At 63.4% G+C, this 14,701-nt stretch carries 12 protein-coding genes; 5 read left to right on the top strand and 7 right to left on the bottom strand.

The features are described 5' to 3' along the window. Positions 1-219: 219 nt before the first annotated feature. The 6 genes from NUW13_10870 to NUW13_10895 form a co-directional block, all read right to left on the bottom strand. Positions 220-759, bottom strand: a complete 540-nt coding sequence (locus NUW13_10870; GenBank protein MCR4439525.1) for a hypothetical protein — start codon at positions 757-759, stop codon at positions 220-222. 201 nt (positions 760-960) lie between these two features. Continuing rightward, positions 961-2,016: a hypothetical protein gene (locus NUW13_10875; protein ID MCR4439526.1), complete on the bottom strand. Its 1,056-nt coding sequence runs from the start codon at positions 2,014-2,016 to the stop codon at positions 961-963. Beyond that, the gene (locus NUW13_10880; protein MCR4439527.1) at positions 2,013-3,044 is read right to left on the bottom strand and encodes a hypothetical protein; all 1,032 of its coding nucleotides are present in this window, start codon (positions 3,042-3,044) and stop codon (positions 2,013-2,015) included. The genes NUW13_10875 and NUW13_10880 overlap by 4 nt, the downstream gene beginning before the upstream one ends. Beyond that, the gene (locus NUW13_10885; GenBank protein MCR4439528.1) at positions 3,038-4,447 is read right to left on the bottom strand and encodes a sigma-54 dependent transcriptional regulator; all 1,410 of its coding nucleotides are present in this window, start codon (positions 4,445-4,447) and stop codon (positions 3,038-3,040) included. Before NUW13_10885 ends, NUW13_10880 begins: the two co-directional genes overlap by 7 nt. Further along, positions 4,444-5,877: a HAMP domain-containing histidine kinase gene (locus NUW13_10890; protein ID MCR4439529.1), complete on the bottom strand. Its 1,434-nt coding sequence runs from the start codon at positions 5,875-5,877 to the stop codon at positions 4,444-4,446. The genes NUW13_10885 and NUW13_10890 overlap by 4 nt, the downstream gene beginning before the upstream one ends. 267 nt (positions 5,878-6,144) lie before the next feature. Next, positions 6,145-7,092: a Ppx/GppA family phosphatase gene (locus NUW13_10895; protein ID MCR4439530.1), complete on the bottom strand. Its 948-nt coding sequence runs from the start codon at positions 7,090-7,092 to the stop codon at positions 6,145-6,147. Between the two features lie 132 nt (positions 7,093-7,224). On the opposite strand from NUW13_10895, the gene NUW13_10900 reads away from it, so the two are divergent. Next, positions 7,225-8,619, top strand: a complete 1,395-nt coding sequence (locus NUW13_10900; GenBank protein ID MCR4439531.1) for an MBL fold metallo-hydrolase — start codon at positions 7,225-7,227, stop codon at positions 8,617-8,619. A gap of 12 nt (positions 8,620-8,631) precedes the next feature. Here the strand turns inward: NUW13_10900 and NUW13_10905 are convergent, their stop codons facing one another. Continuing rightward, positions 8,632-9,495, bottom strand: coding sequence for a DUF4835 family protein (locus tag NUW13_10905; GenBank protein MCR4439532.1), 864 nt, complete (start codon positions 9,493-9,495; stop codon positions 8,632-8,634). A 140-nt stretch (positions 9,496-9,635) separates the two neighbouring features. On the opposite strand from NUW13_10905, the gene NUW13_10910 reads away from it, so the two are divergent. The 4 genes from NUW13_10910 (at position 9,636) to NUW13_10925 (ending at position 14,670) form a co-directional block, all read left to right on the top strand. Further along, complete coding sequence (locus NUW13_10910) at positions 9,636-10,433, top strand: hypothetical protein (protein ID MCR4439533.1); 798 nt, start codon at positions 9,636-9,638, stop codon at positions 10,431-10,433. A gap of 8 nt (positions 10,434-10,441) precedes the next feature. After that, entirely contained in the window at positions 10,442-12,490 is a 2,049-nt protein-coding gene (locus tag NUW13_10915) for a helix-hairpin-helix domain-containing protein (protein ID MCR4439534.1), read from the top strand. A 91-nt stretch (positions 12,491-12,581) separates the two neighbouring features. Then, on the top strand, positions 12,582-13,151 hold the full coding sequence (locus NUW13_10920) for a hypothetical protein (protein ID MCR4439535.1): 570 nt from the start codon (positions 12,582-12,584) through the stop codon (positions 13,149-13,151). A gap of 427 nt (positions 13,152-13,578) precedes the next feature. After that, the gene (locus NUW13_10925; GenBank protein MCR4439536.1) at positions 13,579-14,670 is read left to right on the top strand and encodes a GGDEF domain-containing protein; all 1,092 of its coding nucleotides are present in this window, start codon (positions 13,579-13,581) and stop codon (positions 14,668-14,670) included. The last annotated feature ends 31 nt before the right edge of the window (positions 14,671-14,701 follow it).

Here is a 14,701-nt window from a genome sequence, read left to right on the forward strand (position 1 = left end):
CGAGTTCCTCTGGATGTGGCAGCGATGGCTGCCGGTCAATTTTCCCGGACAAGCGCAGCAGCCTCCTCCGACTGGGCAGCCCACCAGGGGAAAACTCGCGACTTGAGGGATGGCGCCGGGCACGGGCGCCAGCGACGCGAATCGACGCCGCAGCCACGTCGGAAGGTGCCAATGTGATGCAGGCGTCCCTTGGCCCATCAGGATTCGGCCGTGTGCTCTCTACCGCGCAGACTTTCTGGCTCCCACAGAACCGCCGCCGGCAGTCGGGCCGGCAAAGCGGAACGCGTCGATCCTCTCCCTGCAGATGGAATAGACCTCCATCCGGTTGGCGCGCGCCGGGAGGTAGAGGGCACGGCGCAGAGGTTGCCGTGGTACCAGGCGCACGCCGTTCTCGTCGTATACACATCCGCCAAATTGCCGCCACAGGGCGTATGTTCCTCGGTCGCTCGATTTGCCCTCAGAAGGCTGCACCAGGACTCCCTGTTCGAAGAGGGTGAAGACTCCATTGCGGCGCGCCCGCGCCAGGTAAGCATAAAGCCCCGGGAGGAGCAGGAGCACGATCGTCTGCACCGTGCCGCCGAGCCGCCGCAGCCAAGGGAGAAAGTGCCCACCGTAGGCGATCCCCATGAGGAGCAGCGTCACCATTATGCCGAGGGCCCATATCAGCGCCTTCTGCTTCGCTGCCGGTTGATACACCCACGAGGTCAACGAGCGCCCTAAGTCGCGCCCATCGTATGTCCTAGTCGAGGAAAGAAGCATGACCCTTGTCTCCCACTTGCCTGTTTGTCTGCGCACAGCCCGGCGCTTGCCCTCGCTTGGCGACCCTGCGAGGCCAAATTACATAACTGGGCCCAGAAAATCAAGTCAAAAACGCCGCCGCCGGCTCCCCATGATTTTTCTACCACGGCAGGCGTGGTGGAGCCGATCGGCCCCAGGAACCAACCCGTCGCTCGACGAGGCTCAAAAGCGGCGCTCAAGAGAAAGACTCATGGTTGACTTTTCGTAGTACCAGCCCCGCACGAGTGACTCGTTGTCGTACCAGGCCAACCGCAAGATTGCGGTAAGGCGGGCCGAGAGGGGCCGCGAGAAGTCAACGACCAGCACGTTACTTTGCTCCCGCTCCGTGTCCAGGCCCATGGGCACAGTTGGTCCCACCTCTTCCGCGTACCGCTTCCGCTGCAGGAGACCGTAGAGGCGGAGGAGCACCTTCTCGTGTAGGCGCACAGCGCCCAAGAGTGAGACCTTGTGCCGCAAGAATCCGTAGCCGTAGGAGTTGGAGCTGGTGCGTTCGTAGAGGTAGGCAATGGCCCACTGCCCTCTGCGGTGCACCTCCAGGCGAGCGCCACCGTGAAAGGAACGGTCTCGGTGCCGGTCGGGGAGTGTGCTCCATCGATCCGTCGCCCGATCGTAAGTGTAGGCCGGCCTGTCCAGGGACCCCTGCTGCCCGCCCATCGTCGCGCCTACTCTCAGCCAGGCGGCAACGGGGCGGCTAAGCACGAGCTCCGCACCCCAGCCCTGTGAGTCGTACTCGGAAGAGCCGCTGTAGTCCAAGGATTCGCCAGAAAGAGAGGCGGTGGCGGAGATTTTGGCCGGCAGCTGCGTGTGCGCAAACGCGGTGACCGTGGACGCCAGGTAGGTCAGGCCGCCGTTGAGAAAAGTCTTGAGCCTGAGCGAGCCCCGCCCACCCAAGGACCATCGTTGGCTGGCGAACCACGTACCCCCCGCTGCCAGCTCGCCCACAGCCTTGTTCTCTTCCAGGTGCTGCCAGTACCCCTGGCACACCAATTGCAGGGAGAAATCCGCTGCCGTCTTGCCGTGCTGCCCTTGCCCACGACAGTGGAGCAAAAAGCGAAGCGAAGGTGCGCCTTCCGGCTGCGTGGGCGATTCCTTTATGTTGTTGTCCTGCTCCAGGGCAAGTTGCACCCTGGTGCTGCGCTGCCAGAGCGGCTGTTCGGCAAAGTTCACGCCAGCCGCGCAACCGATGAGCAGCGCGATGCCCAGGCGTTGCAGGTTCATCGGGGGGATGGAGCTCGCTGGGCGCGCAGCGCCTCGGCTCTTTTCGTCAACTCTTGCGAGCGGGCGGTGAGCGTGTCTGCCATGGCCAGGAGGTGTCCCTTCTCTGCCTCCAGCTCACGCATGAAGAGCCTGGCCTCGGCGGTGGAGAGCTGCGAGGGATCTGCAGACCACAGCCTGCCTGCAGGTGCCACTACTCCTGAGCGGCCTGCGGTACCTTCGGCCGTGTAATCGCTCACGCCCCGGCCAGGGCCCGTTTCCAGGGATGCTCTGCTGGCCCCTTGGGTCATTGGCCTTGCTGTCTCGTCACGTTGATCGAAGAGCGCCACCTCGCTGGCCAGCTCATTGAGGCGCTCGCGGAGCGCCACCTCGTCGCGCAGCTGTTTGAGCCGTCTGTCGGCACTGGCTGCCTCCTGACGCAGTCGCGCCGCGCGATCGAGCAGCAGCGCCGCCTTGTCCTCCAGGCGCCGATAGTCCTCCTCCGGGCCCAGCGCCCAGCGGGGCAGACTATCCAGCAAGGCCGGCACCACGGCAATGCGACCGGCTACCTCTGCGCGCTTGCGCCGGAGCATGGCCAAGGCGCGCATCTTTTCTTGCCGCGCATCCTCGGGCAGCCCCGTTTCCAAGATTTCCGCCAAGCGGGTGACCTCCGCATCATAGTGCAGCCACAAGGCAGCCAGCGTCGTGTCGAGCGCAGTTTTCAGCTGTTGCTGCTGCCGTTCCAAGCTCTCGGTTTTCTCTGCCAGAACCTGGAGCTCCCTGAGCGCCCGTTCGAGGCGGCGCCTCTGCAGAAAGTTCTGTGTCTCCACCTTCAGGCGATTGACCTTCTCCGCGGCTTTGTCAAACCGCGCGGCCGCGTTCTCGCGCTCCTTCTCGACGACGGCCAGCCGCTGCTCGTAGGTGCGGGCCAGTGTCTCCAGGCTGTCGGCCCTTGTCTGCGCCCATGCTTGCGGCGCGCCGATCGCGCTAAGAGCTATCGCTGCCCCGAGCGCGAGCAGCCCGGCCGGGTGAGATGTATACTTGTTCAACATTTCCTCCTTGGGCCCTCGTCACTCTTGTGCGGCAGCCCGTATTTGGCCAACTTGTAGTAGAGGGCACTGGGCTTCAGCCCGAGCAGCCGGGCCGCTTCGGTCTTGACGCCACTGGCCATAGCCAGCGCCCGTTCCAAGTAGGCCCGCTCAATGCGTTCCAGCACCGGCTCCAGCTCGAGGCTGCCCTGCGTATCAGGCCCCACCGCGTCTGCCTCAGGCACGGCAAGCAGCGGCAGGTCCGCGACGGTAATCGTGTCCCTTTCGGCCAGCACCGCCGCTCGCTCCAAGACATTCTCCAATTCGCGCACATTGCCTGGCCAGTGATAGCGGCACAGCTGCGCCATCGCCGCCTCGTCCATGCTTAGGCCTGGTTTGCCCAGCTCTTTGGCCAGCCGGCCAAGGAAATGGTAGGCGAGGGCAGGGATGTCCTCCCGCCGGGCGCGCAGTGGTGGCAGGAAGATGGGAACTATGTGCAGTCGGTAGTAGAGGTCCTCGCGGAACCCTCCCTCCCTGACCAGCTGCGCCAGGTCGCGATTGGTGGCGGCGATGATGCGCACGTCCACGGTGAGCGTCTCCTCGCCGCCCACGCGTTCAAACTCCTTCTCCTGGAGCACGCGCAGCAGTTTTAACTGCGTTGCCTGGGGGATGTCGCCTACTTCATCGAGAAATATGGAGCCGGTGTGGGCCAGCTCGAAGCGGCCTCGCTTCCGGCGCAGTGCCCCGGTGAAGGCGCCGCGTTCGTGGCCGAATAGTTCTGATTCCAGCACCCCCTCTGCCAAGGCGCCGCAATGCACGCGTACGAAAGGTCGCTCCCGTCGCCGACTGGCGCGGTGAATGGCGCGCGCAATCAGCTCCTTGCCTGTCCCGCTCTCCCCGTAGATCAGGACAGTGGCGTCGGTTGGCGCGACCTTCTCCACCGTGGCGTACACCTCTTTCATTTTCTGCGACTCGCCAATGATCTCCCCAAAGTTAAGGCGCCCCTCAAGCTCCTGGCGCAAGTAGAGATTCTCGGCGGAAACGCGTTCCAGTTCCCGTCGCTCTTCCAGGCGCCGGAGGGTCTTTTCCACCTTCACGCGGAGCTCTTCGTGCGAGAATGGTTTGGTGATAAAGTCCGCCGCTCCCTCCTGCATCGCCTGCACTGCCAAGCCAATGGTGCCATACGCCGTAATGACGACGACCTCACTGGCCGGGGCATGGAGCTTCACCTGCTGCAGGAGCTCAATGCCGTCCAAGCCCGGCAGCCGGTAGTCAGTAATCACCAAGTCACATGGGCGAGCCAAGGCCATTTCCACCCCCTGCTGGCCGTCCTCAGCTTGCAGGACTTCATGCCCCATCTTGGCCAGCACCTGGGCTATGCCTTCGCGCATGGTCTGGTTATCTTCCACCACCAAGATGCGACTCACTGTGCCTCACCCTCGTCTGCTTTGGGGAACCTCAGGACGAACGCGGTACCGGAACTGTCGCTGTGCTGCAGGGTAATACTCCCCTGGTTTGCCTGGCACAGGCTACGGGCGATGGCCAGCCCCAGGCCTGTCCCGGTCTTGCGGGTGGTGAAGAATGGTTCAAACAAATGCCCTTGCGCATCGGGTGGGATGCCACACCCAGTGTCGGCAAAGAGCACCTCAACCTGCCGACCCACCGTCCGGGCACTGACCCGGATGACTCCTGGGTCAGAGATGGCTTGCACGGAGTTGCGGGCCAAGTTCAAGAAGATCTGCTGGGCATGCTGTGGGTCGACAAAGATCGCCAAGCCATCCGTGTGCCAGCTGAAGTCTGTCCCCTTGGCGCTGAGTTCTTCGGCCAGCAGGCTATGCACCTCCTTGAGAACCTCTTCCAAGGGGCATGCCCTCCTTTGCGGCGAAGGCGGCCGTGCATAGTCGAGAAAGTCGTTGACGATGGCCTTGAGGTGTTGCACCTCTCGGACGATCTTGGCCGCACGCCCCTCTTGTTCGCCGCCGCGCAGTTCCTCTGCCAACAGGCCCGCAAAAAGCTCGATGCCGCCCAGGGGATTGCGCAGCTCGTGAGTAATGCCGGCGAGCATGGTCTTCAGGCGCGTGTCGCGTTCCACGACGTTGCGCCGCATCTCCTCCATGGTCTGCGCCAAGAAGCCGATTTCGTCATGCCCGCTTTGGGGAACAGGCACCTGGTAGTCGCCTCGGCCGATAGTCTCCGCTGCCTTGCGCAGGCGCGCCAGCGGCCGCGTGATCTGTCTGGCCAAAGCCACTCCCAGCACCAGAGCGATGAGCGCTCCGGCAGCGCCCAACCGCAGCAGATATGTGCGCAGGCGAACGATGGCCTGCAGGCTCTGGGCGCTGCCTTCCACTACCACGACCGCTCGCGGCTGGCCCCCCAGGCGCAAAGGTGCATAGGCCGACTTGTAGAGGCGGCCATCCACGCCGCCGAAGAGCACCGAGCTGGCTGGTGTACCTGCTAAGGCGCGACTAATCTCCGCCCGGTCCATCTCCAAGCGCCGCCATCTCTGCCCGATGGACACGGAGCTGTCGGCAGCGGCGAGAATGGCCAAGTCGGCATCCACTGCATAGAGTCGTTCCATGCCCGTGTCGCGCCGCACCTTGTCCAGTTGCCCGCGCAGGTGACGGTAGGTCCGCGTCTGTTCATCGCCGGGCCGGAGGGCGAGCACCAGCTCCGCATCCAACTGCGCCGCCGTAGCGACCGCAGCCACCGTTAGCTTCTCACCGAGCTCTGCCTCCAGCAGGTCGCGCACCCGCCATTCAAGCAACAGGCCGACGAGCGCAAGCATGGCCACCAGCAGCGCCACCATCGCGGCTGCTAACCGGAAGCGGATCGATTGTCGCGCAAAGCCGTGCCTCACTTTTTCTGCTACCCTCGCAATCCCCGTGCCATCGTGCACTGCGGCGGGACACGAGGTAGGGGTGACTGCCCGGTTTTCCCCCTTGCTTCAACCTTGCTCATCGCACCGTAGGCGACTCATCTCCAGACCCGTGGGCGCGAAAGCACCCGTTTCGACAGGCTTCCTCGCCAAACTGCCCTTGCCCCGCCTTGTCCTCCTTGGCCAATGCCTCAGAATTCTGAGGCTGCCACTCAGAAAACTGTGGGGCAGCCCGTGTCTTAGGGTCGCTCATTCTTCGTGAGCGCCTCCAGCCGGCCGGCCGCTCTCGGCCACCAGCAGGCCGTGGCGCAACCCCCGCGTAGTCACTTGTAGCGCGTCAAAATCCAGCGCACTCATCAGCGCCTCGAAGATAGCCGCACCCGCCACGATCACGGGGGCGCGCGCTGGCGCCAAGCCGACCACCCGCACCCGGGCGGCCAGCGGCAGTTCTTGGAGCTGCTGCCGGAGGGCCCGCACCCGCTCCACGCTCAGCACATGCCCCTCGATACGCGCCGCCTCGTAGGAGGCCAACCGTTGATCGATGGCAGCCAGGGTGGTGATCGTTCCGCCGACGCCCACCAGCTCCTCGCCTGCCTGACGACCCTCGATGCCGGCTTCGAGCACCTCTTGCCGCACGCACTCCTTGAGCTCCGTCACCTCGCACGCGCGCGGCGGGTCATCGGCCAGAAAACGTTCGCTCAGTCGCAGGTGACCCACCTCGAGGCTCCTCTTGCGCAAGATTCTCTTCCCACACCCCTGGATGAACTCCGTGCTCCCTCCGCCAACATCCACCACGCGCAGCAGTCTGTCTCCTGGCAGGTCCGTGCTGGTCACTCCGAGGAATGTAAGCTCGGCCTCCTCGTCGCCAGCCAGGACCCGCAGCGGCAGTCCCGTGCTCCTTTTGAGCTCGGCTGCCAACTCCGCCGCATTGGCCGCATCACGCGCGGCACTGGTGGCGGCCAGGCGAATCTGTTCAGCACCCATCTCTCTGGCCTTCGCCACGAAGCCACAGACAGCCGCCACCGTCTCCTCAATCGCCCTCGGCTCGAGTGCGCCTGCCTTCTGCAAGCCGCGTCCCAGGCGTGTGATGCACTCGTCCTCGACGAGCACCCGGCCAATGCTGCCCTCAGCGACTTCTGCCACGAGCAACAGGAGCGAGTTGGTGCCGATGTCTATTGCCGCTGCAACCTTGCCCATGGAGTTGCCTGCCCCTTGCCGTGAAGGATGTTAGGAAATTCGCCGCACACTATCAAGAGAAAAAAAAGGCTTGACTATGCCGCAGAAAATAGCTAAGTTCGCAAGCAAAGGAAAGTGATGCGGAGGTCTGCTGTGCACATTGCATTCCTGGGAGCAGCGCGGTCAGTTACGGGGTCCAAGCACTTGCTTTCGGTCAACGGTCAGTTCATCCTGCTCGATTGTGGCTTAGTGCAGGGTCATCGCCAGGAGGCCGACCACCAGAACCGCAACTTGCCGTTTGACCCGGCCAGCATAGATTGCGTCATCCTGTCGCATGCCCACATCGACCATAGCGGCAACCTGCCGCGCCTGGTTGCGCAAGGCTTCTCAGGGCCCATCTACTGCACTCCTGCCACGCGCGACCTGTGCAGCATCATGCTTCCGGATTCGGCGCACATTCAAGAGAAGGACGTCGAGTACGTCAACAAGCGGCACAAGCGCAAGGGGCTCCCTCCGGTGCGTCCCCTGTACACCCTTGAAGAGGCCATTGCCGTGCCTGGCCGCATGGTTTCGCTCAGCTACGGCCGCCCCATGACTGTTGTCCCCGGCGTGAAGTTGCACTTCGTTGATGCCGGGCACATCCTCGGCTCGGCCATCACCCTCTTGGACATTTCGGAGAACGGGCGCAGCGTGCGTCTGGCGTACACCGGCGACTTGGGGCGACCGAACATGCCTTTACTGCGCGATCCGCAACAGATTCGCGATGTTGATGCGCTCATCACCGAGAGCACCTACGGCAACCGCCTCCACAAGAAGCTCGCCGAGATACCCCAGCGCCTTGCCGACATCGTCAACCGTACCTACGAGCGCAAGGGCAAAATCATCGTCCCTGCCTTCTCTGTGGAAAGGACGCAGGAAGTCGTCTACTTCCTCAATCAGCTCTGGCGGGAGCGGAAGATCCCCGACCTGCCGGTGTTCGTGGACAGCCCCCTGTCGACCAACGCCACCGCCATTTTCCGTATGCACCCGGAGTGCTTTGACCTGGAAACCTACCAGTTCATGCAGGAGCACGAAGATCCGTTCGGGTTTGACCGGCTGCACTACGTGCGCGACGTACAGGAGTCCAAGAGGTTGAACACCCTCAATGAACCCTGCATCATCATCTCCGCCTCGGGCATGTGTGAGAGTGGCCGGATCTTGCACCACCTCAAGAACAACATCGAGAACCCGGCCAACACCATACTCATCGTAGGCTACATGGCGGAAAACACCTTAGGGCGTCGCCTGGTAGAGCGGCATGAATGGGTGAATATCTTTGGGGAACCGTATCGCCTGCACGCGGAGGTGGCGGTTTTGAACGCCTTCAGCGCCCACGCCGATCGCCAGGAGCTTCTGGCCTATCTGCGCGGCATGAATGTGGAGCGCCTGAAGCACGTGTTTGTCGTGCACGGCGAGCCGTCCCAGGCCGAGCCCCTGGCCGAGGCGCTGCGCACCATGGTGCAGTGCGAGGTGCGAATCCCAGAGCTCGGCGAGGCGGTTGACATTTAGCGGAGACTGGCCCTATTCGGGAGCTACTTTGAACACCTTCGCCGTGACAGAGTCGACCTTGGCCAGACGCTCCAGCACTACAGAATCCGGAGAATTGGCAAAGACGGCGATGAGCTCCCGCCGGTGGGCATCGAGGAACTTGTTGGCGTGGTCGTTCTTCGGGTCTTCAGTCAGGATCTTGACCAGAAGGTTCACGGCCTCGGCGCAGTACTTGCGCGCCTGGGCGTCGTCCTCGCCCACCAGGGACAGGCCGTAGAAGTAGTAATCGACCATCTCGCGGAAGGGACGGTGGGCATCGCTGAGCAGTTGTTTGACGAGCTTCTCGCGGAGGTCCCAGCCTTCCACGAAGCGGCCCAACCCATAACGGGCATGCTGGGCAATGTCACGCGCCTTCTCGTAGAAGGGCGTGCCCTCTAAGGTGCCGCGCTTGTCGAATTCGCCACCGAGGATGAGGTAGACGTAGAAATCGATGAGATTGGTCAGGGGGAGCTGCTCTGGGTCGTTGACCGTAATCTGCTCGCCGTGAGTGTATTTGAACCGGCCGCGCTTGTCAAAATATTGCAGATCTGCGCCGTTGGACACCAAGAGGTTAACGCTGTACCGTTCCTCTGAGCTGGTGCTGTTGTCCTGCAGGAGGAATTCCATGTAGACATGGATTTCCCCGCCATAGTTTTTGTCATGCCAATCGCGCGCGCGGATATAGTTCTCCACGCGCTCGTGGAAATCACGCATCCACTCCTGCTTTTCCAAGGGGAGGGTATGCAGGATGGTCTTGACGCGCGGCACGATCTTTTGGGCAGAGGCCGGCATTACCCCGATCATCACGCTGGCAAGGAGGACTGCCAAGGGCACAACAAGCTTCTGCACTGCCTTCATGCTCGTTCTCCTCATCTGCTCTGCCAGAATCGCCGTCTAAAGAGCTGCAATCGGCTGTCAGTTAGCGACCTTGAAAGTTACCAGATTTTGAGGACAATGTCAAGCGGTTAGTTGCCATGCGCCACACGCGAAGATTTGGGATGCTGCTGGTGCTCTTGCTGGCCGCTGAGCGCGCCTTCCCTGCGTTCGAGCGCCTGACAGTTGGCGCACGTCCCGTGGGCATGGCGGGGGCTTACGTCGGCCTTGCCCAAGGACCAGAGGCCCTCCTCATCAACCCGGCGGGTATTGCCACCGCCTCGGGCATTACCGGAGCGGCGTTCTATGGCCGACCCTTTGGCCTGAAGGAACTGGACGCCAGCGGGGTCAGCCTCTTCTACCCGCTGCGCTATGGTGGCCTTGGCGGCGCGGTACGTCTGTTCGGGCGCTCCCCATACCAGGAACAGGTCTTCTCGCTCGGTGCCGGGATGGTGGTCTTGCCCCATCTGTACGTCGGCGCCGCTGCCCACCTCTACCACTTGTGCATTGCTTCCTACGGCTCGGCCTCTACCGCCGGGGCAGACCTCGGCCTGTTGATGAGCGTCGCCTACAACGTCCGCTGGGGGGTAGTGGTTTCCAACCTGAACCGTCCGCGCATTGGAGACTGCAGGGAGCAGCTGCCACAGGTCTTTGCCACGGGGGTGAGCATCACTCCTGCGCCGCCGCTGGTGGTGACGGTAGACCTGCACAAGGATGTGCGGTATCCTGCGGAGGTGCGCATCGGCACTTCCTACCGCCCGCTGGCCCCGCTCGCCCTGCGCTGCGGCCTGCAAACGAATCCCGGGCGCTTTGCCGCCGGCATCGGCCTGTGGGCAGGCATCGTGCGCATGGACTATGCGGTGTCCTACCACTACGACCTCGGCCTTAGCCACTCCGTCTCCGTAACCGTCGGGATCGAGTGAGAGGTGCTATGGCGCGGTGTGGTGCCTGGGCGAGTGCTGACGTGCACCCCATGGACGGAGTGCGCCCTGGCCTCATGTTTGTGCTTCTCGCCCTCGGAGCCATTTTGCTCCTCATGCCTGCGGGCCAGGCACGTGCGCAGGTGGAGCCCGAGCAGGTGTTGGAACAGGAAGAGGAGGGCTCAGACAGTTCCGAGCTCGCGGAACTCCTGGCCGACCTGCGGGCGCGTCCTCTCGATATCAACCGCGCCACGGTGGCCGAGCTGCAGCAGCTTCCCTGGATTACCCCGCTGTTGGCGGCCAAAATTGTCGCCTTCCGCCGCATGCGGGGAAGGATTCAGAGCATCGAGGAGCTCTTGGAGGTGCCCGAGATCGACGAGGCTCTCCTGGAAACCATTGCTGACTACCTGCTGGTGGTTCCGCCGGCCCCCGCACTTTGGTGGGGGGAAGCACGCCTGCGCGCCGCAGGCCGCTTGGAGCGCTCCCGCGGCTTCAACACAGGGGCATACCCAGGGTCCCCGCTCAAGAGCTACGCTCGGCTCAAGTGGGGAGTCGGGAATCACGTCGCGGGCGGAGCGCTGCTGGAGAAGGACGCAGGCGAGCCACGCGTCGACGACTATGGCAACTACTTCGTTTCTGCTTCCTTGCCGAGTTCCTCGACCCAGGTAGTATTGGGACATTATCAGCTTGAGGCAGGACAGGGCCTGGTGCTCTGGAGCCCCTACGGCCATGGCAAAGGGAGCGAGCCGGCAGTGGCCGCGGTGCGCAAGGCTCGCGGGCTGCGACCGTACACTTCGGCCACTGAGTACGGCGGCCTGCGCGGCGCGGCAGTGGAGACCATGCTGGGGCCGTTCGCGGTGACCGCCCTCGCCTCCGACCTCCTGCTGGACGCTACCCTCGACGAAAAGGGCGCGGTCACCTCATTCTACGAAAGTGGCTATCACCGCACGGCCACCGAACAGGCCAAGCGGCACGTGCTGCGCGAGAGGCTGGCCGGAGGTCGCCTGGCTTACAGGGACAATCCACTGCTCAAGGCAGGCATCACTTGGTATGCCTCGGAATTCGACCGCAGCGTCGACCCGCCGGATTCGGTGCGCAGACGCTTCGTCTTTCGGGGGAGGCACAACGGCGTGGTGGGGATAGACCTCGGCGCCTCTTTCGGCTCCGCCCTCTTCTTCGCCGAGGGGGCGCGTTCGGCAAGTGGTGGCCTGGCAGCAGTGGCGGGTGTCTTGGTGGAGCTCCCCCGCGTGAAGGTCGTTGCACACTATCGACACTATGACAAAGATTTCTACAACCGCCACGCATTGCCTTTCGCCAGCTCCACAGGAGTCGCCAACAACGAGCAGGGTTTCTATCTCGGCGCACAGTGGCGGCTGCGCCCGGGGAGCCGCGTAGCCTTCTACTACGACACTTCCAAGCGGCCGTGGCGCACCTACTCATTCCCCATGCCCACAGGTGCGGAGGACGGTTTAGCGCAACTGGAGCAACGACTCCTGCGGGGCGTGGTGGCCCTGCTTCGGGTGCGCTGTGCGCGCAACAGCGACCTCATGACAGTGACCGACCCGCTGTCCAGGGATGTGTCCGTGGTGGCACAAAGAAGCAGGCTAGTCGCCCGAGCGCAGGTGCAGTACGACCCCGCCAAGAGCCTTTCCCTGCGGGGACGAGTGGAGAAAAGCTACGTGGTGATGCGCCCGGTGGGCACCAGCTGGTGGCTTGGGCGCAGGTCGCACGGCCTGCTCCTGTCCCAGGAGGCCGTTGCCCGCTTTGCACAGCGGCTGCAGTGCCAGTTTCGCGTCGTCCAGTTCGACACGGACGATTACGAGTCCCGCATCTACGCCTACGAAAGTGACCTGCCCGGGGTGCTCACCAACCGTCTGTATGCCGGCAGGGGTTCGTCCTGGTACCTCCTGGTGCGCGCGAGGGTGGGCAGGGCCGTCTTTCTGGGGGCAAAATTCACGAGCACTTACTACGACGACCGTGCGACGGTGGGCTCGGGCCTCGATGAGACGGAGGGTCCGCTCGCTCGCACCCTGTCGGTACAACTGGACCTCGGGCGGTGAGGCCGATGCGCCCGGGGTCAAAATAGACGTTGACTAGTTCACAGGCTATGTGTACATTTAACCTGACAAGAGCAGCGAGGAAAATGAGCACATGCTGACAAAACTGTTGCTTGCCTATTTGCGCTTCCTTGCCCGCAGGAGTGTGGCTGAGGAGCCCATTCAGTTCTGGGATGAGTTGCGCCAAGCTACGAAGGCGACAGTGGCCCTCCCCTGCTCGCCTGAGGACCTCAAGGCTCTTCGCCGCGTAGTAGGCCGCCTTAGCCAACTTTTTGCCCCGGAAAATCTCTGCTTTGTGGTGCGGCAAGGGGAGTTGCCGCCTCCCGGGCTCATCCAGGGTCGGCTCATCGAGGTGGGCCCTGACATGCTGCGCTTTGGGCACCTTCCCACAGCCCGCCTCCGCCAGCGGCTCCGTGCCCAGCACGTTGACGCCTTCATCGACCTGCACCATGAGTTTGACCTGCTCAGCGCCGCCTTGGCGGTGGCAAGCGGTGCGCGCATCCGCGTCTGCTTGGCTCACCGGCTGCGCGAGCCATTCTACAACCTGGAGGTGCGCACCGCGGCAGGCGTTTCGCCTGCCAAGCGGTACGATCGACTGCTTGCCGTTCTTGAGGCAGCTCGGGCCAGCAAGGATCCTGAGGTCCTGCCAAGCGCGAAGACGTGAGCAGTCAGCAGTTCGGGCCGCAGGTTGGTGCGGGATCGGAGTTGTGCTGGCACTCTTACGGGAACAAGGAAGGCGCCGGGCCTAACTCCTGTGAGACTGGCGAAAAGGGAAGTTGCAACGGAGATGAAAAGCTTGGCCGCCCCTGCACAAGGCCCTTAGCTGAAGGCGAGGAGCGAGACTTTCCCCCATTGAGCGCGAGGGTCTTGCTCCCACAAGGCGCCTCACCGCCAAGGAACGAAGTCTTGCCTTGCCCTGGCACGATGAGTGCATCCCGGCTGGTGAACGAGGCAGAGCAAGTCGCCAGAGACGAGCGGTCTCTGCGTGAGAACGACAACTGGGGGCGCCAGGTGCTCCCAACCAGAGGAGACCAGGATCACCCGATCGTGCCAGCGGATGCAGCGCACAGATTTCAGCCAGAAGGACAGCAATGACCGAGTCGACGAGCCACCCAGCCTCGCAGATTGACCTCCTCGCGGCGCGCATGGTCGAGCTCGAACAGGAACTGGCCAATCTGCGCCACCGCCTGTGGAAACTGGAGGTTGTGCACGCGGGTGCCACCTCACTGAGCGATGATCTGGAACTGGCTCCGACCTTGGATGCCTTTTGCAGCCGTCTGGCCGCTCTCCTGCCCAGGGTGGCGCTGGCGGTCGCCCTTGGCACAGCAGACGGCTCTGTCCACTTCCCCAGGGCCAACGGAGCTCTGGCACGCCTGGCAACCGGCGACGACCCCGGCAACAGCGCAGCATTTGCCCAGGTCTTGTGCCAGGACAAACCCCTTCTGCTGCAGAGAAAGGACGCGGAGCTCCTTGCTCCGAGCCTGGCGTCGGAGGAACAGGCGCTTTTCCTGGCGCCGCTGCGGGCAACGGGCGACGCCAGCCTTGGGGTGCTGATTGCAGCCCGCCCTGCTGCCCTCGGCTTCTCGCCAGAGGAGCAGGAGCTGCTCTGCGCGGCGGCCGGCGCGTTTGCCTCCGCGCTGCACAAAGTGACCCTGTTCCAGCAGACCAAGGCGCTGGCCATCACCGACCCACTCACGAAGCTCTACAACCGCCGCCACTTGCAAGAGCGCCTGGACCACGAGGTGGCAAGGGCCTTGCGCTACTCGCACGCACTCAGCGTGCTGCTCATCGACATTGACAATTTCAAGCTCTACAACGATCTGAACGGCCATCTGCAAGGCGATGCTGCGTTGCGCGAGCTGGCCGCGCTATTGCGGCGCCACACCCGCCAGGCAGACTTGCTGGCGCGCTTCGGCGGCGAAGAGTTCGTGGTTCTTCTTCCCGAAATTGACGCCGCAAGCGCCAGGGCAGTGGCCGAGAAGCTCCGTCAGACCGTGGAGCAGACCCCATTCAAAGGCGAGGAGGTGCTGCCCGGCGGGAAGCTGACCATCTCCGCGGGGCTGGCCACTTTGCCCAGCGATGCGTGCGAATCAGTTGAACTCCTGGACCTGGCCGACCGGGGCCTCTATTTGGCAAAGCGGTGGGGACGCAATCGCGTCTGCCACTTCCTGGATGAGGAGTGACGTTCACTTGCATAGATTCATCAGGGCGCCA

Source organism: candidate division KSB1 bacterium, from assembly GCA_024655945.1.
Taxonomy (GTDB): Bacteria; Zhuqueibacterota; Zhuqueibacteria; order JANLFK01; family Oleimicrobiaceae; genus Oleimicrobium.